Genomic DNA, 21,559 nt, shown 5'->3' on the forward strand with positions numbered 1-21,559 from the left:
CTCCTCTATTATTTAGCTTGGGCTAAATCTGGTCTTAATTTCACTGCATCATTGAGATACAAGTGTTTTACATCCTTTTGTGCTACTTCCACATTTGCATGGATTAATACACGAATACAAAGTGGTAATGCGTTTGGCACGTCCATTTCATGCGTACACATGACAGGCACATATTGCCATCCGTCCATTAACCGTACAGCACGTGCCGGAAATGCTGACGTAATATCAGGTGTTGTAGATATTAATATGGAAGCAATATCATCTATTTCTACATTATTGGTTGCTACAACTTCACGCACTAATCTTGCTGTCTCATTCCATACAAGCTCTGGCTTGTCAGATTCAATTGTAATTGCTCCTCTAAGTCCACGAATCATACAAGCACCTCCGCTAATAGTTGTCGGAATTCGGCATCTACTTCTCTACACTCCGCTAAATCAATTGGTTGCACGAACGGTTTACCAATTTTCTCCAACAACACAAATTGTAAAATACCATACTCCGCTTTTTTATCTTTCATTAAATACTCTGTTAACTGTTCAAATGAATATTCTTTTACAGCTTCAAATGGATAGCCATTCTTCACTGCAAACTGCAAAAATGCTGTAGTGAAGTTACGATCTAATTCACCGTATCGTTCACTTAATAATAAACAATATACTAGACCAATCATGACAGCCTCGCCATGTGCTACTTTTCCATAACCAGCGGCCGCTTCAATGGCATGCCCATAAGTATGGCCTAGATTTAAAAATTTTCGCACAGATTGCTCAGTCTCGTCCTCTGCTACTATTTGCGCCTTCACTTCAATACCTTTTCTAAGCTGTTTCGCTAATTCTTCGGTCGTGAAATGAATAACTGTCTCAGCAGCCATTAATTCCTCTAACCACGCTGCATTAGAAATCATCGCATGCTTGATCACTTCTGCTGTTCCTGAACGTACCTCGCGTTCAGGTAAGCTTTCGATAAAGACAGTATCGTAAATAACTCCCTCAGGTTGATAAAACGCACCAATCATATTCTTACCTAGCGGATGGTTAATAGCTGTTTTACCACCTACTGCTGAGTCATGTGCCAAAATCGTCGTTGGGATTTGAATAAACGGCACCCCTCGCATATAAGTAGCTGCAACAAAGCCTGTTAAATCACCTACAGCTCCCCCACCAAATGCAAAAACAAATGATTTACGCGAGCATTTTTGTTCAAGTAAAAATGTTTGCGCTGCATTGTATTGTTCAAAGGTTTTACATGCCTCACCACCTGGTAAGACAAAGACCTCAAAATGATAAGGGAAATTAGCCTTGAAATAATCTCCTTGTGCTGCCCACACATTAGCATCCGTAAAAACAATGAGCTTATCCGCTTTTTGAAGCTTATCATCAAATGATTTTACTGCTTCTACTAAAAATTTATGACCAAGGACAACCTCATATTGATGCGATTTCGTCGCTACTGGTACTCGCATATTAGAACCCCTTTGTATAACGACGGTGTTCGTCGATTTGAGCTTTTAGTTGAGGTAATTGATCGCTATGGAATTGTTCTAATATTGCATTCGCTATTTCCCAGGCAATAACATGCTCTGCAACAACTGATGCTGCAGGTACTGCACAGCTATCCGAGCGCTCTACACTTGCTTTAAATGGCTCTTTCGTTTCAATATCTACACTTTGCAACGGTTTATATAAAGTAGGAATTGGTTTCATGACACCACGTACGACAATTGGCATTCCAGTAGACATTCCCCCTTCTAAACCACCAAGTCGGTTGGTTGCACGTGTATAGCCTTCTTCCTCTGACCAAATGATTTCATCATGAACTTCAGAGCCTTTACGGCGCGCCATTTCAAAGCCAATTCCAAATTCAACACCTTTAAATGCATTGATAGATAACATGGCAGCTGCTAATTTTGCATCTAACTTACGGTCATAATGAACGTATGAACCGACACCAGCTGGCATTCCTTCAACGATGACTTCAACAACACCACCAATTGAGTCACCCGCTTTTTTCGCTTCATCAATTGCCTCCACCATTTTTGCCGAAGCCTCTGGATCAACGCAATAGCAAGGATCTGCTTCAACAATGGCACGAATTTCATCTGCAGATTTTCCTTCCACTACGGAAGTATCTGCCTTAATACCAACGATTTCTGTTACATGTGCCACAATGGAAATGCCTAATTCATTTAATAGCGCTTTAGCAACAGAACCTACTGCTACACGAACAGTTGTCTCACGCGCCGAAGAACGCTCTAGTACATTACGTAAATCACGGTGTCCGTATTTCATGCCTCCTACTAAATCTGCATGCCCTGGTCGAGGACGTGAAATTTGACGTTTGATATCTTCAGGATTCACATCTTCTGCTAAAGGTTCTGCTCCCATAATTTTTGTCCAGTGCTTCCAGTCATCATTTGTGACTACGAGTGCTACAGGAGAACCAAGTGTTTGTCCATGACGAACACCAGCGACCACTTCCACTGTATCTGTTTCGATTTGCATACGGCGGCCGCGTCCATGTCCTCCTTGACGACGTTTTAAATCGTGGTTAATTTTTTCTGCTGAAATTGGTAAGAGCGACGGTAGGCCCTCAATAATTGTTGTTAATTGGGGTCCGTGTGACTCTCCCGCTGTTAAGTAACGCATAAACGCTTTCTCCCTTCAACTCGCTAAAGTATGTATTTTTCACTATAACATATATTCTCTAAAAAAACAGTCCTTTTGCAATTGTCTTTTAACACTCATTTTAATGATTCGCAAATTCCGAATCATTGAAAGCAACTCCTATCGTTTTCGAAGTTAGTTTAGATGTAATGTTAAATTTGAATATTCTGAACGATTTGTTCGAAAAAAATTTCATCATCTCCACTAATTGTTAGTCTTCACCAATCAGTTAATCCCCTACCTAAGCTTTCGTTAAATTTTGTGGTTGGAGTCTTACTGCCTGAGATGCGAGATAACTAAAAAAATACGCTTTTTGCTTATATCAAGCGAAAAGCGCACGATTCATCTATGTCTAAAACTTCGGAAATATGTACATGACATTCATATTGTCTCTGTACGAATGCTTTTCTCATATTATTAATTATTTTCGTTTATAAAAGAATGTATCTTCGACTTCAAACTCATAACGAGATGGATTAAAGATTTGCTCTGTTGATCCAACAAATAAAATTCCATCTTTACGCAATGCTTTACTAAAATTCGTATAAATCTGATCTTTCGCTTCTTCAGTAAAATAAATCATCACGTTGCGGCAAACAATTAAATCAAAATTAGAATCGTAATGATCATTAAGCAAATTATGCTTCTTAAAAGTCACACAACGTTTAATCTCATCCTTGACCCTATAAAATGAACCTTCTTGCTCAAAATATTTGGCTTTAATATCACTCGGCACTTCTGCTAATGAGCGCTCTGGATAGACACCTAATTTCGCCTTTTGAATTACATTTTCATCTAAATCAGTAGCAATGATTTGAATTTGAGATAATGGCACTAATTGAGATAATACCATGACTAAAGAATAGGGTTCTTCACCCGTTGAACAAGCAGCACTCCAAATTTTCAGACGCTTATTAGATTGCAGTAATTTCGGAAATATTTTTTTCTGCAACACTTCCCAGCGCTTCCCATTGCGATAAAATTCGGAAACATTGATCGTCATGCGATCTAAAAACTCATTCATTAAATCACGATCTTGTTCAAGTGCCTTTAGAAAGTCCATAAAATTACGATATCCCTTTTTCTCATACAGAGATGTTAATCGTCTTTTCATTTGCGCTTCTTTATATAGCGCTAAATCTATTCCTGTTTTGCGCTTTATACCTTCTATAAATTGTTCATAATCAGACATGCGGTCTTCTTCCCCTCTAGCTTCGTATTTCCATTATAGCGGAAAAGTGCCATTTCTGAAATAGTCTTTCACATGTAATCCAAGTTACTTAGTTGAGTTTTGTTTTTCCTCTAACAATAACACTTTGGATTGCTCTAATTCTAGACGTAATTTTTCTGTCTCCATCGTATACGTTTCTAATCTTAGCTTCTCTAGCTCTACTTCCTTTTCAATTGCCTTCAATTTAATATTTTGTTTTTTTGTATGTGTATCTGTAAAAATACCTGCTAAACAAATAACTACTCCTGCAATAATCCCCATCTCCGCTATCAATACGTCCACATCCTTTCATTAATAATGATTATACGGCAAAATGGAAAAAAAGCTAAAATATTCTCTTTACCATGTGTTAAACGTAGCTAGATCAATTATGTCTCGGCATAATAGCGTATAGACTTTGTGCTAGTACAAAGCCGGAACCCCACGTTATGGGTATAAGCCTATATCCCTTATATTTTTACGTAAAAAATGAAGGTAGTTAGTCACCACCTTCATTTTTTATAGTCTCCTAAACCTCTACACGATAATCCCTTAAATCATCTCGCAATTTCACCTTCATGAATTTTCCTACAGAAGTTTTCGGTATTTCATTTAAAAATACTACATCATCAGGAATCCATGTTTTATGGAATTGCGATCGTAAAACTTCTAGTAGCTCGGATTTCGTAATGGAATCCTTATATTCAGGCTTTGGTACAACACATGCTAAAGGTCGTTCAATCCATTTTTCGTGGGGAATGGCTATTACAGCAGCCTCAAACACTTTAGGATGTGACATCAAAGCATTTTCAAGCTCTACTGAAGAAATCCATTCTCCACCGCTTTTAATTAAATCTTTTGTACGATCTGTAATTTTAATATAACCATCTACTGTCACTACAGCAATATCACCAGTGTAAAGCCAGCCATCTTTAAAGGCTTCCTTTGTTCGTTCATCGTTATAATACTCGGCTGCAATCCACGGGCCCCTAATTGTCAATTCGCCCATTGTTTTGCCATCCCAAGGGACTTCACCGTTTTCATTGACTACGCGTGTTTCAATAAGCGGTACTGTTATTCCTTGCGTAATACGAACATCCATTTTTTCATCCATCGTATAATCTTGCATATGTGTTAAATACGTCGATATACTAACAAGTGGCGATGTCTCGGTCATACCGTAGCCCGTCATGTAAGGAATTTTAAGTTCCTCCTCAAAGCCACGAGTTAGACCGAGCGGCGATGCTGAGCCTCCACATACAATCAACCGTATCGAAGACAAATTACGAGGATTTTTGCGTTGCTCCTGCAATACCCCAAGCCAAATTGTCGGTACTCCTGCAGTCAGTGTTACCTTATATGTTTCGATTAAATCAAGTAATAGCTGTGGAGTAAACATTGGCCCTGGTAGTACCTGGGTAGCACCAAATAATACACCAGCAAACGGAAATCCCCACGCATTCGCATGAAACATCGGTACAACAGGTAGTAAAACATCAGCCTCGCCTATTGCAATACTATCGGAGAGTCCTGCTGCCATAGTATGGAGAACAATACTACGATGCGTATACACTACACCCTTTGGCATTCCTGTAGTGGCACTTGTGTAGCACATGCCAGCAGGTGTATTTTCATCTAAATCATCTGGGAATCTAAAATTCTCATTCGCTTCTTCGAGTAATGCCTCATAAGATAGAGCATTCGGTAATGGGATGTTTTCTAGCACAACAGCATCTCCCATTACGATAAAACACTTTACCGATTTAAGCTGTGAGACAATCGGTGCAAGAAGTGGAACTAAGTTATCATCAATTAGTAATATTTCATCTTCTGCATGGTTTATAACATAAGCAATGTGCTCAGGTGCTAATCGAATATTTATCATATGCAAGACAGCTCCCGCGCATGGGACTGCAAAATATGCTTCTAAATGACGGTGGTGATTCCAAGCAAAGGTACCTACCTTCATACCTCGCTCCATTCCTAGCTTTGTAAGGGCATCTGCTAGCATACGAGTTCGTTTTACATATTCTTTATATGTAAACTCGTGAATTGATGTAGAGCTTGTCCGCGAATATATTTTTTTCGCATAAAAAAATCGTTCTGCTCGATCCAAAAAACTTGTTAATAATAAAGGTGTATCCATCATATGCATAGAAACGCTCCCCTTTGTTTATATAAATTTTTGAATCGTCCAAGGCTAACTGCTACTACCAATAATTACATATAAAAGGATCATCACCAAAACGTGTAGTTGATTTCCGTTCCGGCTGGGCGCTTTTTTGCTGATGCTTCGCTTTCGCGCAGAGCAAAGCTACCTGGGGGCGTCCGATGAACCGCTAATCCCCAAGGAGTCGCCCAGCCCCCACTCCACTCAACTTATTTACATAGTAGACGTTTTAACAAAAGTCATCTACAACTCTTGGTGTGAACCATATAAAACAAGTTATTTTTTCGCTCGCTGCCGCAGACAAATACCTTTTAACTTCCGTGCTTCACAAATGCGTAATCACAGGAGCCTTTCTCTCTTTGCTCTATGAACAGCCAAGCTTATTTAGTTTGAGGCGAGCACCTTGAAGTTCCCCCTATTTTGGCTGCATACGAATCGCGCCGTCCAAGCGGATTACTTCACCATTTAATAAACCATTTTTGATAATACTTTCGACTAATAGCGCGTATTCTGATGGCTTCCCAAGTCGTTTAGGGAACGGTGTCATTTGGGCAAGTGCTGTTCTTGCTGGCTCTGCTAACGATGCAAACATTGGTGTCTCTACTAACCCTGGAGCAATAGTCATAACACGTACCCCAATTTCAGCAAGCTCCCTAGCAATCGGCAAGGTCATCGCTGCCACACCACCCTTTGACGCGCTATATGCTGCTTGTCCTATTTGTCCATCAAATGCTGCCACAGATGCAGTATTGATAATAACGCCACGCTGACCATCCTCGTTTGGTTCATTATGTTGCATCTTCTCAGCTGCTAGGCGAATAACATTGAAAGTACCAATTAAATTTACAGAAATCACTTTTTCGAATAAATCAAGGGCATGTACACCACGCTTTGAAAGTACTTTACTTGCATCAGCAATTCCAGCACAATTCACTGTGACATTAATGGCCCCAAACCTTGCAACTGCTTGCTCAAGACCTGCTGCTACATCAGCTTCTTTTGTGACATTTACACGTGCATATTGGACATTCTTCCCTAACTCCTCTACTAGTGCATGTCCTCGTTCGTCATTAAGATCAAAAATTACTGCTTTGCCACCCTCCGCAACAATTTTACGAACCGTCGCCTCTCCTAAACCAGATGCTCCCCCTGTTACAACTGCTATTACTTCATTCATCAAACACAACCCCTTTTACATTTTTTCAATAATAGTGGCATTCGCCATTCCCATACCTTCACAAATTGCTAGTAAGCCATAACGTAAATTTTCTCGTTCCATTCTGTATAGCATCGTTGTTAACAGTTTTGTACCTGACGCTCCTAATGGATGCCCTAAGGCAATTGCTCCTCCATATGGATTTAATTTATTTGGATCTGCTCCAATTTCATGTAACCAAACAAGTGGTACTGGCGCAAAAGCCTCATTCACTTCATACGTATCAATTTCCTCTATCTTAAGACCTGAACGTTTTAGCGCTTGTCTAGTTGCTTCAATTGGACCAGTTAGCATTAACGTCGGATCTGAGCCAACAACAACTCTTGAAACAATTTTAGCAAGCGGTTGGATGCCAAGCTCTTGTGCCTTTTCTAAAGACATTATAACTACCGCTGAGGCACCATCACTCATTTGACTAGCATTACCGGCTGTAATCACGCCATCTTCCTGGAATACTGTTTTAAGACCATTCAATTTATCAACTGTCGTTTCTGCCCGAGGACCCTCATCAACAGAAAACGTTGTAACTACGCCGTCTTCTTGCGTAACTTGGACAGGCAATATTTCCTTTTTAAAATGGCCCGCCTCAATTGCAGCTAATGCTCGTCTATGACTATTGTAAGCATAGTTATTTAGCTGTTCTTTTGATAAGTTCCATTTTTCCGCTATTTTCTCGGCTGATAACCCTTGATGTATAATTGTGTAGTTGTCTTGTAATCGTTTACCTGTATGGGCACCCTTCATGTTAGAACCCATTGACACCCTCGTCATGCTTTCAACCCCACCAGCAATAACAATGTCCATATCCCCTGCTAAAATAGCCTGTGCTGCAAAATGTACAGCCTGCTGACTTGAGCCACATTGACGATCGATTGTCACACCAGGGACACTATCCGGAAAGCCTGCCATTAACAATGCAGTACGCGCTATATTTGCTCCCTGTTCAGCAGTTTGCGTTACACAGCCAAAGATTACATCTTCCACCTGATCCTTATTGATACCTGCTCGTTGCACTACTTCCTGCAGAACATCTGCAGCTAAGTCATCTGCTCGAACATCGCTTAATGCCCCTTTACTCCTGCCAACCGCTGTACGAACAGCTGATACAATCACAACTTCTCTCATAAAAAAATCCCCTTTGTACTGTCATCTCTCATTTCCTATCATCCAATGTATTTAGATGTTATGAAATATATTCTTGATTATTAAGTTAATCAATTATGCCGAGGCATAATTGTAGCTGACGCTTTGCTTTCGCTACAGCAAACATTTACCGCTGTCGTGCAGATAAACAATGCGTCCGGAATCGGCTTTGTGCTTTGGCCTGCAGATGTTTTTTGTACAAAAGCGCAGTGCTAACGTAGCGGCAGCAACATATGTTTTTTGTGCGAAAGCGTAGCGACAGCAGCATAAGAGCCTACACGATGTCGGTCATTTTGGAAATGCCACAGGACGTGGCGTTTTTACCGATGCAGGTCAGTTAGCCGTTATCGCATGAATGCGATGATTTTAGGCTAACAGATCTTTATTTCTCCTTTCCGATTCCAAGACATCTGCATTAATTATCAGAATATTTTATCTTTTATTTTACATGACTAAGAAGTATTTAACAATTCTATATATGTATCTATGAATTTATGAATCTAGAAAATTATATCCACTGTTTTATTTTTAATTCATGGATTCTATCTGTTACTTTAATGAAACTAACCGGCACGCCTTTTAGAACAAAAAAAAAGCAATCTCAAATGAAATTGAGATTGCTTTTTAAGTTTGCGAATTAAACTAAATCTTCACCGAAGAATAAAGCGATTTCACGCTCAGCAGAAGCAAGTGAATCAGAACCGTGGATGATGTTGTGAGAAACAGTTGTTGCATAGTCACCACGGATTGTACCTGGGTTAGATTCTTCAGGTTTAGTTGCTCCCATCATTGTACGAGCAAGCTTAATTACGTTTTCGCCTTCCCATACCATAGCGAATACAGGACCAGAAGTGATGAAATCAACTAATTCACCAAAGAATGGACGCTCTGCATGCTCTGCATAGTGCTTTTCTGCTAATTCTGTAGGAATTACCATTAATTTAGCACCTTTCAATACAAAACCGCGACGTTCAAAACGATCTACGATGTCTCCTACTACTTGACGTTCTACGCCATCAGGCTTAACCATTAAAAAAGTTTTTTCGATTGCCATTGTTTAAAACACTCCTTAAATTCGTATAACAGGTTTTACACCTACCGATAAATATTAACAAAAAATGAGCCTTTGTACAACAAAAAGCTAGAATTTACGCTTACCCATAAATAACGCGACATCACGTAGTTTTTTCTTGACGGGATGTTTTGGTAATGCATCTATTTCTTGTAATGCCTTTTTCAAATATTTATCACTCATTTTATTAGCTTGCTCAATCGCGTCGGATTTACGCACATACTGCAGCATATTTTGACGTTCTACCTCCGTCAATGTGCCTGCAAATACTTTTGCCAAATAAGGTTGCATTACAGGATCATCTTTTAACATTAGAATCGGTAATGTAATATTACCTTGCAGTAAATCACTACCTGCTGGCTTTCCTAATTCTTTATCTGTTGCCATAATATCTAAAACATCATCGATAATTTGGAAGCTCATGCCCACAAAATAGCCAAATCGTTTCAAATGTCTTACCGTTTTAGGATCGACACCTGCTGCCACTGCACCAAGTTCGCAACTAGAAGAAATCAATAATGCCGTTTTTCGTTTGATTCGTCTAAAATAATCCTTTAAGCCTTGATCTAATCTAAATTTATCTTCGATTTGAATGACTTCACCGTTACAAATTTCAACCATTGTACGCGCTAAAATTTGATGAACTAATGGGTCTTCAAGCTTTGTAATATATTCAAGTGCACGCGCAAAAATAAAATCGCCCGTGTACATTGCAACTCTATTATTCCATTGTGATTTGACCGTCGGGCGTCCTCTTCGCATATTGGAATCATCAATTACATCATCATGCACAAGTGATGCCATATGAATAAGCTCTACTGGTACGGCTACATCCTTCATCTTTTCGATATCATATACGCCAAATTTCGCGCCAAGCAACACAAAAATTGGTCGTATCCGTTTGCCACCAGCTTGCAATAAATGGAGAGAAGCATCATTGATCAAACCTGAAGAAGAGTTCACTGCTTTTTCTAATTCTTGTTCAATGATATCGATATCTGATTTCAAATCGGAATAGAGTAGTTTTAACTTCATCTTTTCCACGTGTGAAAACCTTCCCCCATTAACGTACTTTTTTTAAGCCCATATGCATTGCCGCAGCACCGCCACTGTATGCTTTGTACGTTACTTTTTCTAAACCTGCCTGCTCAAACAATGCCGCTAACTTCTTCATACCTGGGAAATCATTTGCTGATTCCTGTAGCCAAGAATATTCTTTATAGCTTTTCGCAAATATTTTACCAAATATCGGCATTATATATTTAAAATAAAAACGGAATAGTTGTCGATAGCCTGGAATTTCAGATTGAGATGTTTCTAAACAAACAACCATTCCCCCTGGTTTTACAACACGATTCATTTCCTTTAAAACTTGTAAATAATCTGGTACATTGCGAAGCCCAAAACCAATTGTTACATAATCAAAAGTATTGTCTGGGAAAGGTAACTCCATAGCATTTCCATGTATTAGTTCAATTTGTGGGTATGGCTTTACCTTGTCTTCACCAACCTTCAGCATGTTTTTACTGAAGTCTACCCCTTTTACTTCTCCGCCTTCACCAACTGCCTCGGCTAATGCAATTGTCCAATCTGCTGTACCACAGCAAACATCTAGAGCCTTCGCTCCAGGTTTTACTGCCATGTGCTTCATCGTATCATTGCGCCAGCCAACATGCATTTGGAAACTAATAACGCCATTCATTTTGTCATAGTTTTCCGAAATACTTTCAAATACTTCGTGCACGTGCTCTTCTTTCGTTTTAGCCATTTTGAAAAACCTCTCTTATCCATTAGTAGAAGCAATGGATGCCTCTACACGTGCTTGTAGAGCTTGTTTCACATCACCTTGTAAAAACGATGCATCTTCTATCTCCTGTAACAGCTCTGTTTTTAATTGCATAATTTTGTCCTTTATGACGTTGCCATAGGTCGCTCCAGCATATCTCGCGCTTTCTTCAAGAACTTTACTCATTAAAGATACTTGCCCACGTTGATATGTCGCCAATTCTCTTTCTAAACGCAAGATTAATAAGCTCTTCTCCACAATTGGAATATAATCTCTAAATGAATAGAGCTCAAAAAATTTTGAGATTAATCCTGATTCAATGTTAGTGATTGAGGCAAACCATTGTTCAATTGATCGTTTTTCTGCCTCATATACTTTAATTTGGTGTTCACAACGTGCCACAATTCCTTGTGACAAATTTAAAATCATTGCGACATTTCCCGACATCGCTAAAATCTCATAATAACGGCCACTATAAAAGTCTCCAGCTAAAACGGTTAGCTGCTGTTCTTTTGATGTGGCATCTAGTTCTTTTATATGATCGTGCGCTGCTAAAGCTGCGTACACAATTCCAACAGTGATTGCAGCTTCTCGTTCATCTTGTTGCCACTCTTCCCCATTAAAAAAGGGCACTAACAAGTAAAATAATTGATTTTCATCGAGCACAGGCAATCCTGTGTATTTTTGCAAAGTTCTATGACGAACATCCATGAAAATCTCTGTTTTTAATTGTGCAATTGAATTTTGAATGTATGTTGCATTCATAGACCTTACTCCATTTCACTTTCAAAAATACGTTAGTCCTTTCATGACCTAACGGTTGCTTACTGAGTCATTATAGCATACGCGACGATTCGGAATAAAAAGTTTTTGCTTTATTCAACATGATAGGCAGAAGAGCTTCCCCGTTAAAAACGGAAGAAATCCAACTGCCTATCAATTATGCCTCGGCATAATCGCGTCCGGAATCGGCTTTGTATTTGCACAAAGCGCTTTCGCACAGATAAATTGCCACAGAACGTGGCATTCTTAGTCTATTTCAGCGATCCTTTAACACCTGCTGAAAGAATTGAATCGAAAACTCCATTACTAAGTTTTACACATCTAGTCGATTTATATGTGCCCTCACTAATTTACATAGACACGATGCATTTCTGAATGGTATTGCTCTCTATTACTTTTTAGCTTCGCTATTTATAACACCGTGTGCTGTATGAATCTGTGCTTTCCCACGAATTTTCATGGCAGATGTATGTTCGGTAAATTGAGCAATCATAACTTCGCCTGCATCTAGTTTTTCAGAATGATGGAACTTTGTATCTGTACCTCGTGTTAAACCGATTACATGTACGCCATCTTCCTCTGCTTGAATAACAATATAATCTTGTGCCATTGTCTGTACACTCCTTAAATCCGACAAATTCTTAGTCCATCATAACATAATTAGACACTCAATTTAAGACATTTGAATAAATGATAAAACTTCTCTCCGTTTTACTTCATCTTCTTCGTAAATACCACGTGCAACCGATGTCACAGTTTTAGATCCTGGCTTCTTAAGTCCTCGCATAGTCATACACATATGCTCCGCCTCTATCACTACATAAACACCTTTCGGAGAGAGCATTTCCATAATTGTCTCTGCAACAGCGGAAGTAATTCGTTCCTGTAATTGCGGTCGACGAGCAATAGTTTCTACAGCACGTCCTAATTTACTTAGTCCAGCAACAATGCCATCGTTTGGTATGTATGCAACATGAGCTTTTCCATAAAAAGGAACTAAATGATGCTCACACATTGAATAAAACGGAATGTCCTTTACAAGTACTAATTCCTCATGGTCTTCATGAAACACTGTTCTAAAATAATCTTTTGCATCTTCATGTAAGCCGCTAAACATTTCCGCATACATTTTTGCTACACGTTTCGGTGTATCGAGTAAACCTTCACGATTTACATCTTCTCCTACCGCCTCTAAAATCATTTTTACTGCTTCTTCTATTTTCAATAAATCAACATTCGACATCCGTAAAAACCCTCCTGCGTATCAGTACATTACACATTTCCTTATGCATCGTAGCATATCCAAAAGGTAAGCGCAAAACGACTTACTTGATTCAAAAGAAATTCAACGCTATATGAGCAAAATAGCCGCTTATTGCTTTCTAATTAGCAGTATGTTTTGTAAATTTTGGCTCATCACCATAACGTCAGGTTGATTTCCGTTCCGGCTGGGCGCTTTGTTGCTGCCGCTACATTAGCACTACGCTTTCGCACAGAGCAAAGCTTCCTGGGGGCGTCCGATGAGCCGCTTCACTCGCAATGCTCGCTCCATGGTCTCGGGCCAACAGATGTTTTTTGCGCGAAAGCGAAGCGGCAGCAGCACCGATGTTGGTCACGAAGGCGTTATCACAGGATGTGATGCTTTTAGCCTTCGTTCCTCTATCGCTGATCCCCAAGGAGTCGCCCAGCCTCCACTCCAATCAACTAATATTCTGGTATTAGCAAAGATAGCTCTATTTTTAGTGATGGACCTAAATTGTGCAAATAATATCTCTAACGCTTACACTTTCGTTTATTGCATCTTTCTATGTACATTAACTTTTTTAGCTATCTTTCACATCTTTTCTTAGTGGAAAAACCATTATGTGGGTCATTCCGTTTCTATAGCTTCGCCTTCGCACAGTTAAATTGCCAAAGGTCGGGGTGTTCTTAGACTCTATTTAAGCGAATGTTTGGATACCCGTTGAAAAAAGTTAAAAAGAGCAGCCTCCATGTTATTTACATGAAGACTGCTCTATGTAACTACTAGACGTGTATTATTTTACAGCATCTTTAAGCGCTTTACCTGGTTTGAAAGCAGGTACCTTGCTAGCAGCGATTTCGATTTCTTTACCAGTTTGTGGGTTACGACCTTTACGAGCCGCACGTTCACGTACTTCAAAGTTACCAAAACCAATTAATTGTACTTTGTCACCCTTTGCAAGAGCATCTTGAATTGTATCAAATACAGCTTCAACTGCTTTAGAAGCGTCTTTTTTAGAAAGACCTGCAGCTTCAGCAACAGAGTTTACTAATTCTGTTTTATTCACACCATTCACCTCCTCTCAAAGGGTCATGAACCAATTCTGTAAAAAGATTAACACATAGAAAACCGCTACGCAACTGTATTCATACATGATTATAACCAAAAAATGCGTTTTTCACCCAAAAAACAAAAATAACAGGACTTTTCGTATAAAAACGAAGAGCCCTGTGATAATTTTTTGCGCTTTATTTTTCATTTTTTCACTACAAAATAAATGTAACTAATCCTCTATCACCTTCATTCACCATACGTTCAATTGTTTGGCGCATCCGTTTTTTGGCTGTTGATGGAACGGCATCCATTTTATAGCGTATTCCTTCTTTTAACACTTCATGTAGCGGAGTTCCAAAAAGTTGTGTGTTCCATAAAGCATCACGATCATGTAAATAAGCATGATTTAAATCCTTAAGTAATTGTTGGCTATGGAATTCTGAGCCAATTAGTGGCGCGAATTCTGATTCCATATCTACACGAATGATATGGTATGATGGTGCTTTTGCCTTCATACGAACACCATAAAAATTATTTTGTTTAATGAGCTCTGGTGCTGTTGGCTCAAACTCCTGCATCATCGGCAATGTTACGCCATAACCTTTCGAATCTGCTTCACTAATAGCAGTTTTAAAGCGTTTTTGCGCCTCTTTTGCTTCTGCTGACTCTTTAATAAATAGTAGCCAATCTCGCTTCGTCTCAATCGGCTCATCTAGCCATTCATTGCAAACCGACTTATATAGCTCACCTTGTAATGACACTCGAATGACTGCGGTCCCAACACCAGCATCCACATGCACCACTTCACTCTGGTCAATAAAATCAATGGCTTTAAAGGCATCTGACGCCTGCTGTACATCTCTTATTTTCATAATAGATGACAACACTTCTTCCATCGAATCAATTAACGCAACATTCAGCGGGTGTGTAGCATCTAAAACATCTAACCAATCTGGTTTTTCCACCTCAATTGTTCGAATTGGAAATTCAAATAATGCTTCTTGCAAAATAAACTGAATATCAGATGCACGCATTTGATCAATTGAAGTAGCAATTACTGGAACATTATAGCGCTCAAATAACTCATTTCGAAGCTGTACCGTTTCCTCTCGCGCTGGCATTTGGCAATTTAATACAATAACAAAAGGTTTTCCAATGTCCATTAATTGCTCTACAATTTCCTCTTCAGCCTTCTCTGCCGCACGACGACTTATTCCATTTACCGTACCATCTGTTGTTACAACTATTCCAATATTGGCATGGTCACGAATAACTTTATCTGTGCCTATTTTCGCCGCTTCTTGGAAAGGGATAGGCTCTGTATGCCAAGGTGTATGCACATATTTCGGCCCATTTTCATCTTCATAGCCCTTTGTACCTTCAATGACATAACCAACGCAATCTGCTAAACGAATTTGGAACGTCATTTCATCATCACCGACCGCAATACGTGTTGCTTGGGCAGGCACAAACTTCGGCTCAGCAGTCATAATGACTGGCCCCGGCGAGCTTTGTGGCAACTCGTCTTGTGCACGCATTCTTTCTGTATCATCCACAATATTTGGTAACACGACTGCTTCCATAACCTTTTTTACAAATGTTGATTTACCTACACGTACTGGACCGACAACACCAATATAAACATCGCCATTTGTGCGCTCTGCAATTTCTCTAAATACTGCTTCACTCAAGGTTTCTGCCTCCTTTATCTACGCTTTTTCACTATATGCGAGCAGATAGATAAATATGAAAAGCTCCTCACAAATGTAAGGAGCTTAGTGACTAATCTTTTTTAGTTTTGGATTTAGACTCTTGAATTGCTTTTTCTCTAGCTTTTTCTCTAGCTTTTTTTGCGTCACTATTATAGGCGTCCATAAAATAAATTGGCTCACCTTTTTCATCTACTGTATATGGTATAGAATAAGCTGGTACTACTGGATATTTATCGACAAGTAGCTGACGTATATCATCCCCAGGCTTCACATTAGGTTTGTCTTCCTTTAGTAGTTGACCTAAATCGATGGAATAGTCCACATGCATTTCACCATCACCTGTCATAAATATTGGTAATTCCGTACCAGAATAGGGGCTTTTCACAGTTACATCTTTTTTATAGCCCAATTCTTCAAAGTTAATTTGATATACATTATCAGAAGACGCACCCTTTATCGGTAAATATTGGGTAGAAAGTTTTTGAATATTAATTTCACGAATTCGCTCTGCAGCATTTAAATCTACCAATTTTACTTTAGCTTCATTTTCAGGATCCCAAATAATATACTGGAAAATCCCACCCTTTTCATAGGCATTCCCTGGGATTTGAGCAAGATATTTAGGCATTAGTTTTTCAAAATCAATTAAATATTTTATATATATATCTGTATCTAGCTCACTATTTTTAATTGGAACTAGGCCTCCAGTTGCTTCACGGTATTCATCAACCGCACGCTGAACAGCGGCTAACTGGTCAGCATCAGGCACTAATTTTGCCCTTTTTTCGTCTTCTGGATATGCACAACCTACTAGAAGAACTGCGGTTACTATTACCAAAAGAAAAGCACTTAGTTTTTTCATGTCACTTCCACCTCATCATTTTTTATCATGGCCATGTTGCTACAATTAGTACCATTAAAAATGTGCCTAGCCCAAATAGTATGTATGCAATTAAATTTACGATTGTACGTAAAAAACCGTTTGAAACCTTATTCCGAGCTAAATAAATTAAACCAACAGAGATAATCATAAAGCTGATACAATAAAATGATACCCACATTACATCAAGCGCTGGCAAATGTGCTAACGGACCCATTTAAGACAACCACCTTTCTTCAACGTCACGAAACAATCAAATTATATTATACTATGTGCTCTCGCCAAAAAGAAATAGTTGTCCAATAACTATCAATCAATTATGCCACAGCATAATTACGTCCGGAATCGAGCTTACGCAAAGAACTCCTTTCCGATTCCGTGACATCCGCCGGAGGCTTTAACTTCTTTCAGCGGGTGTTTGGACACCCGCTGAAAAGTAGCTTAAATTCGCATCATACCAACACCTATAGAGGTGGGAGACATTTGCAAAAGAAGTTAAATGTACAACCTTTGTAGCGTTATAGATTTTTCAACTAAAAGCATACAATAAGGTGTCTCAGTTATTCACTGAGACACCTTATTTATGTCCATTTTATGACAAAACTAATCACATAGATCAGGCATGTTGATTAGTCATTTTTATCCACTATCAAAAAATCTATATAGCGGTTAATGATAACACTTACCTTTGTATATTTTTTATTAGTATATCATGTCATCGATTTCTCGCTTTTTCATACGCATCATTAATGCATCAACCGCTACTTTCGGTTCTATATCACTAAATAGAACACTATAAAGCGCCGTAGTTATTGGCATAGCAACGTCATATTTCTCTGCTAGTTGATAGGCAGCTTTTGTTGTGCGTACCCCTTCAACAACCATGCCCATTTGGTCTAGTACCTCTGGCAGCTTCATTCCTTGCCCCAGTAAATTACCTGCACGCCAATTACGAGAGTGCACACTTGTACATGTTACAATTAAGTCTCCCATGCCTGTAAGTCCTGAGAATGTAAATGGATTCCCACCCATTTTAACACCAAGACGTGAAATCTCAGCCAATCCTCGAGTAATTAGTGCCGCTTTGGCATTATCACCATAATTTAAGCCGTCTGAAATACCCGCAGCTAATGCGATTACATTTTTTAAGGCGCCACCTATTTCTACACCAATCACATCTTTGTTTGTGTAGACACGGAAAAATTGATTCATAAATAAATCCTGTACTTTTTCCGCAGCTTCAATGCTTGCACAAGCGGCTGTAACAGTTGTTGGGTGGTGTAAGACAACTTCCTCTGCATGGCTTGGACCTGAAAGTACAACAATCTCTTCTACACATTCAGCTGGTAGACTTTCTGCTAAAATTTCTGAAATTCGTTTTAATGTATCAGGCTCAATCCCCTTCGAAACATGAACAAACAGTACTTTTTTATCGAGCTCTGCTATCATTTTTTCACATACTTCTCGAATAGCCTTAGTAGGTACAGCTACGACAATAGTCTCCGAATGGGCAACTGCTTGAGCAATATCACTTGTTGCATACAAATTTGCCGGCAGCTCCGTTTCAGGTAAATACTTCCTATTTGTATGCAAGCTGTTAATTTCTTCAGCTTGATCAGTTCGATGAGTCCATAGAAGTGTATCATGCCCATTCTCTGCAAGTACCATCGCAAGTGCTGTACCCCACGAGCCTGCCCCTAACACACAAACTTTTTCCATTCAAAATCCTCCCTTGTTAAGAAAAGACAATTCATTCTTATTCGTTACGAAAAATGCTAGAGAAATGCTTACAACAGTAAACTTTCAAAGCAATCTTATAGTAGACTTTAGAAAATTATACTTTCCCATTTTGTAAAAAGACGCCATCCAACAATTATTGTCGGGCTGGCGTATTTTATGTGTATATTTTTCCTAAGCACGTGCACGGGAAATTAAACGAATTGGCGTTCCTTCGAAATCAAATGTTTCTCGAATACGATTTTCTAAAAATCGCTCATAAGAGAAATGCATTAGCTCTGGTTCATTGACAAACACCACAAACGTCGGTGGCTGTATCGCAACTTGAGTAGCATAGTAGATACGCAGACGGCGACCTTTATCAGTAGGTGCCGGGTTACGCGCCACAGCATCCTCAATAACCTCGTTAAGGATAGATGATTGAATACGCATTGCATGGTTTTCACTTACACGTTGTACAATCGGTAAAATTTGATGTACACGTTGCTTTGTATTGGCGGAAACAAAAATAATTGGTGCGTAGTCTAAAAATAAGAAATGCTCGCGAATTTGTTGTGTAAAGACGTTCATTGTTTTTTCGTCTTTTTCAACAGCATCCCATTTATTAACAACAATAACAATAGCTTTTCCTGCTTCGTGCGCATAGCCTGCAATTTTTTTATCTTGCTCTTGGATGCCTTCTTCTGCATTAAGAACAACTAAAACAACATCAGAGCGTTCAATTGCACGTAACGCACGCAATACAGAGTATTTCTCTGTCGTTTCGTATACTTTCCCTTTTTTACGCATACCTGCAGTATCAATAATGACATATTCCTGTCCATCATACTCATAAGGCGTGTCAATAGCATCTCGAGTAGTACCTGCGATATTACTAACAATAACGCGGTCTTGACCTAAAAATGCATTTACCAACGAGGATTTCCCAACATTTGGACGACCAATTAACGAGAATTTAATGACCTCGTCCCCATATTGATCTTCATCTTCTTTAGGGAAATGTTTTGCACATTCATCCAATAAATCCCCTAAGCCTAAGCCGTGAGAACCAGAAATTGGCCAAGGTTCACCAAAGCCAAGCGCATAGAAATCATAAATCATCTCACGCATGTCCGGGTTATCAATTTTATTCACTGCTAAAACGACCGGTTTTTTTGTTTTGTATAAAATTTTTGCTACTTGCTCATCAGCAGCTGTTACACCTTCACGACCATTTGTCATAAAGACAATAACGTCCGCCTCATCAATGGCAATCTCTGCTTGTTGACGAATTTGCTCTAAAAACGGTTCGTCCCCAATCTCAATACCACCTGTATCAATAATATTAAAATCATGTGCTAACCACTCTGCCGAACTATAAATACGGTCGCGTGTAACTCCTGGAATGTCTTCCACAATCGATACACGTTCTCCAACGATACGATTAAAAATCGTCGACTTACCTACGTTCGGACGACCTACGATGGCTACTACTGGTTTCGTCATCTGTACTTCATCCTTCCAACTTCTTGTCTTTCGCTATTATACACGAAAAATGCCATTATATCATATCATATCCATAAACGAGCGCGCTATGTACCGTTCTATTCATCTCTTTGGTATTTTTTTCATCGTTTCCTCTTAAATCTGCTGGTTCGATGTGGTTTATCCTCACTTTGTCTTATTCGATCCATCTCTTTGACACTTCTATCTATTTTCTCCATAAAAAAGCGAGGACACAAATTGCATCCTCACATGTCTAGTTTATTTAAAATTTTTCAGTTTATCGCCAATGACATCACCGAAAGAGAAACCTGTGTTTTCTTCTGGTAATTCATAGTCGACTACTTCCTCTGCCTCAGGATTTTCAAGTAAATCCTTAATGCTTAATGCTAAGCGACCTTCTTCAGCATTAACGTCAAGCACTTTTACTTGTACATCTTGTCCTTCTTTTAGAGCTTCGTGTGGCGTGTTAATATGCTTATGCGCGATTTGTGAAATATGCACTAAACCTTCTACACCCGGGAAAACTTCAACAAATGCTCCAAATGAAGTAAGACGTTTTACTTTTCCATCAAGTATTGTACCTTTAGCTGCACGGTCTTCGATGTTCGACCACGGACCAGGAATCGTTTCCTTAATGGATAGCGAAATACGCTCATTTTCTGGGTCTACAGAAAGGACTTTTACCTTCACCTCTTGTCCTTCCGATAAAACCTCGCTTACATCACTCACATGCTCATGAGACACTTGTGAAATATGCACAAGTCCATCAATACCACCAAGGTCAATAAATGCACCAAATGATGCGATACGCTGTACTTTACCATCTAAAACATCGCCAATTTTAATGTGGTTAATAACATCTTTCTTTTGAGAAGCTTTTTCAGCTTCAACTACAGCACGATGTGATAAAATCAAGCGATTTTTTTCTTTATCTAGCTCAACAATTTTAAAGCTAAGAGATTTGCCTTTATAGTCTTCAAAATCATCAACAAAGTGGTCTTCTACTAGGGATGCTGGAACGAAGCCACGTACTCCTAAATCAACGACAAGACCGCCTTTAACAATATCTTTGACTTCCGCTTCGAAAATTTCCCCAGCGTTGAATTGTTGCTCAAGTGTATCCCATGCTTTTATAGCATCTACTTTACGTTTTGATAACACATAGTTTTCTTCTTCGACTTTTGTAATCATCAGCTCTAACGCATCTCCAACAGAAATTACGTCAGACGCTTTTTCAATGTGTAAGCTTGATAATTCACTTATTGGTATAATACCGTCAAATGGTGCACCTGGAATTGAAACAGTTACCGCTTTTTCATCAACTTGCTCTGCAATACCTTTGACGATATCACCTTCGTTAAACGTTTGTTCTGCATAGTTCATTTCTTCAGACATATGTAACC

Annotated in this window: 21 protein-coding genes; all 21 read right to left on the bottom strand. The window is 39.1% G+C overall.

Annotation, left to right across the window (positions count from 1 at the left end):
• Positions 1 to 8 precede the first annotated feature (8 nt).
• Entirely contained in the window at positions 9 to 377 is a 369-nt protein-coding gene (gene aroH, locus C7Y47_RS08440; protein ID WP_142508366.1) for a chorismate mutase, read from the bottom strand.
• On the bottom strand, positions 374 to 1,465 hold the full coding sequence (aroB, locus tag C7Y47_RS08445; protein ID WP_142508367.1) for a 3-dehydroquinate synthase: 1,092 nt from the start codon (positions 1,463 to 1,465) through the stop codon (positions 374 to 376). The genes aroH and aroB overlap by 4 nt, the downstream gene beginning before the upstream one ends.
• A 1-nt stretch (position 1,466) precedes the next feature.
• Positions 1,467 to 2,648 (bottom strand): chorismate synthase, encoded by a 1,182-nt coding sequence (gene aroC, locus C7Y47_RS08450; RefSeq protein WP_142508368.1) that lies wholly within the window; start codon positions 2,646 to 2,648, stop codon positions 1,467 to 1,469.
• Positions 2,649 to 3,087: 439 nt separating this feature from the next.
• Positions 3,088 to 3,858 (bottom strand): CheR family methyltransferase, encoded by a 771-nt coding sequence (locus C7Y47_RS08455; protein WP_142508369.1) that lies wholly within the window; start codon positions 3,856 to 3,858, stop codon positions 3,088 to 3,090.
• A gap of 84 nt (positions 3,859 to 3,942) precedes the next feature.
• Positions 3,943 to 4,158 (bottom strand): hypothetical protein, encoded by a 216-nt coding sequence (locus C7Y47_RS08460; protein ID WP_142508481.1) that lies wholly within the window; start codon positions 4,156 to 4,158, stop codon positions 3,943 to 3,945.
• 247 nt (positions 4,159 to 4,405) lie between these two features.
• Positions 4,406 to 6,031, bottom strand: coding sequence for a long-chain fatty acid--CoA ligase (locus C7Y47_RS08465; RefSeq protein ID WP_142508370.1), 1,626 nt, complete (start codon positions 6,029 to 6,031; stop codon positions 4,406 to 4,408).
• Positions 6,032 to 6,461: 430 nt separating this feature from the next.
• Positions 6,462 to 7,223, bottom strand: a complete 762-nt coding sequence (locus tag C7Y47_RS08470) for a 3-hydroxyacyl-CoA dehydrogenase (RefSeq protein ID WP_142508371.1) — start codon at positions 7,221 to 7,223, stop codon at positions 6,462 to 6,464.
• A 15-nt stretch (positions 7,224 to 7,238) separates the two neighbouring features.
• A complete protein-coding gene (locus C7Y47_RS08475) occupies positions 7,239 to 8,387 on the bottom strand; it encodes a thiolase family protein (protein ID WP_142508372.1) in 1,149 nt (382 codons plus the stop codon).
• Positions 8,388 to 9,042: 655 nt separating this feature from the next.
• A complete protein-coding gene (ndk, locus tag C7Y47_RS08480) occupies positions 9,043 to 9,459 on the bottom strand; it encodes a nucleoside-diphosphate kinase (RefSeq protein ID WP_142508373.1) in 417 nt (138 codons plus the stop codon).
• Between the two features lie 87 nt (positions 9,460 to 9,546).
• Positions 9,547 to 10,521 (bottom strand): heptaprenyl diphosphate synthase component II, encoded by a 975-nt coding sequence (hepT, locus tag C7Y47_RS08485; protein ID WP_142508374.1) that lies wholly within the window; start codon positions 10,519 to 10,521, stop codon positions 9,547 to 9,549.
• Between the two features lie 19 nt (positions 10,522 to 10,540).
• Positions 10,541 to 11,245, bottom strand: coding sequence for a demethylmenaquinone methyltransferase (locus C7Y47_RS08490; protein WP_142508375.1), 705 nt, complete (start codon positions 11,243 to 11,245; stop codon positions 10,541 to 10,543).
• A gap of 15 nt (positions 11,246 to 11,260) precedes the next feature.
• On the bottom strand, positions 11,261 to 12,028 hold the full coding sequence (locus tag C7Y47_RS08495) for a heptaprenyl diphosphate synthase component 1 (protein ID WP_142508376.1): 768 nt from the start codon (positions 12,026 to 12,028) through the stop codon (positions 11,261 to 11,263).
• A gap of 409 nt (positions 12,029 to 12,437) precedes the next feature.
• The gene (gene mtrB / locus C7Y47_RS08500; RefSeq protein WP_049666799.1) at positions 12,438 to 12,656 is read right to left on the bottom strand and encodes a trp RNA-binding attenuation protein MtrB; all 219 of its coding nucleotides are present in this window, start codon (positions 12,654 to 12,656) and stop codon (positions 12,438 to 12,440) included.
• Between the two features lie 63 nt (positions 12,657 to 12,719).
• Complete coding sequence (gene folE, locus C7Y47_RS08505) at positions 12,720 to 13,289, bottom strand: GTP cyclohydrolase I FolE (RefSeq protein ID WP_132359262.1); 570 nt, start codon at positions 13,287 to 13,289, stop codon at positions 12,720 to 12,722.
• A 793-nt stretch (positions 13,290 to 14,082) separates the two neighbouring features.
• Positions 14,083 to 14,355 carry an HU family DNA-binding protein gene (locus C7Y47_RS08510; RefSeq protein WP_004232618.1) on the bottom strand — a complete coding sequence of 91 codons (273 nt, stop codon included), beginning with the start codon at positions 14,353 to 14,355 and terminating at the stop codon, positions 14,083 to 14,085.
• Positions 14,356 to 14,554: 199 nt separating this feature from the next.
• Positions 14,555 to 16,033, bottom strand: a complete 1,479-nt coding sequence (gene spoIVA, locus C7Y47_RS08515; protein ID WP_142508377.1) for a stage IV sporulation protein A — start codon at positions 16,031 to 16,033, stop codon at positions 14,555 to 14,557.
• Between the two features lie 91 nt (positions 16,034 to 16,124).
• Positions 16,125 to 16,916, bottom strand: coding sequence for a hypothetical protein (locus C7Y47_RS08520; RefSeq protein WP_142508378.1), 792 nt, complete (start codon positions 16,914 to 16,916; stop codon positions 16,125 to 16,127).
• Between the two features lie 25 nt (positions 16,917 to 16,941).
• Positions 16,942 to 17,151: a DUF2768 domain-containing protein gene (locus C7Y47_RS08525; RefSeq protein ID WP_142508379.1), complete on the bottom strand. Its 210-nt coding sequence runs from the start codon at positions 17,149 to 17,151 to the stop codon at positions 16,942 to 16,944.
• A gap of 485 nt (positions 17,152 to 17,636) precedes the next feature.
• On the bottom strand, positions 17,637 to 18,653 hold the full coding sequence (locus tag C7Y47_RS08530) for an NAD(P)H-dependent glycerol-3-phosphate dehydrogenase (protein ID WP_142508380.1): 1,017 nt from the start codon (positions 18,651 to 18,653) through the stop codon (positions 17,637 to 17,639).
• Between the two features lie 192 nt (positions 18,654 to 18,845).
• Positions 18,846 to 20,156 carry a ribosome biogenesis GTPase Der gene (gene der, locus C7Y47_RS08535; protein WP_142508381.1) on the bottom strand — a complete coding sequence of 437 codons (1,311 nt, stop codon included), beginning with the start codon at positions 20,154 to 20,156 and terminating at the stop codon, positions 18,846 to 18,848.
• A gap of 258 nt (positions 20,157 to 20,414) precedes the next feature.
• Complete coding sequence (gene rpsA, locus C7Y47_RS08540; RefSeq protein WP_142508382.1) at positions 20,415 to 21,551, bottom strand: 30S ribosomal protein S1; 1,137 nt, start codon at positions 21,549 to 21,551, stop codon at positions 20,415 to 20,417.
• Positions 21,552 to 21,559 lie beyond the last annotated feature (8 nt).

This window comes from Lysinibacillus sphaericus (assembly GCF_006864135.1).
Classification (GTDB): Bacteria; Bacillota; Bacilli; order Bacillales_A; family Planococcaceae; genus Lysinibacillus.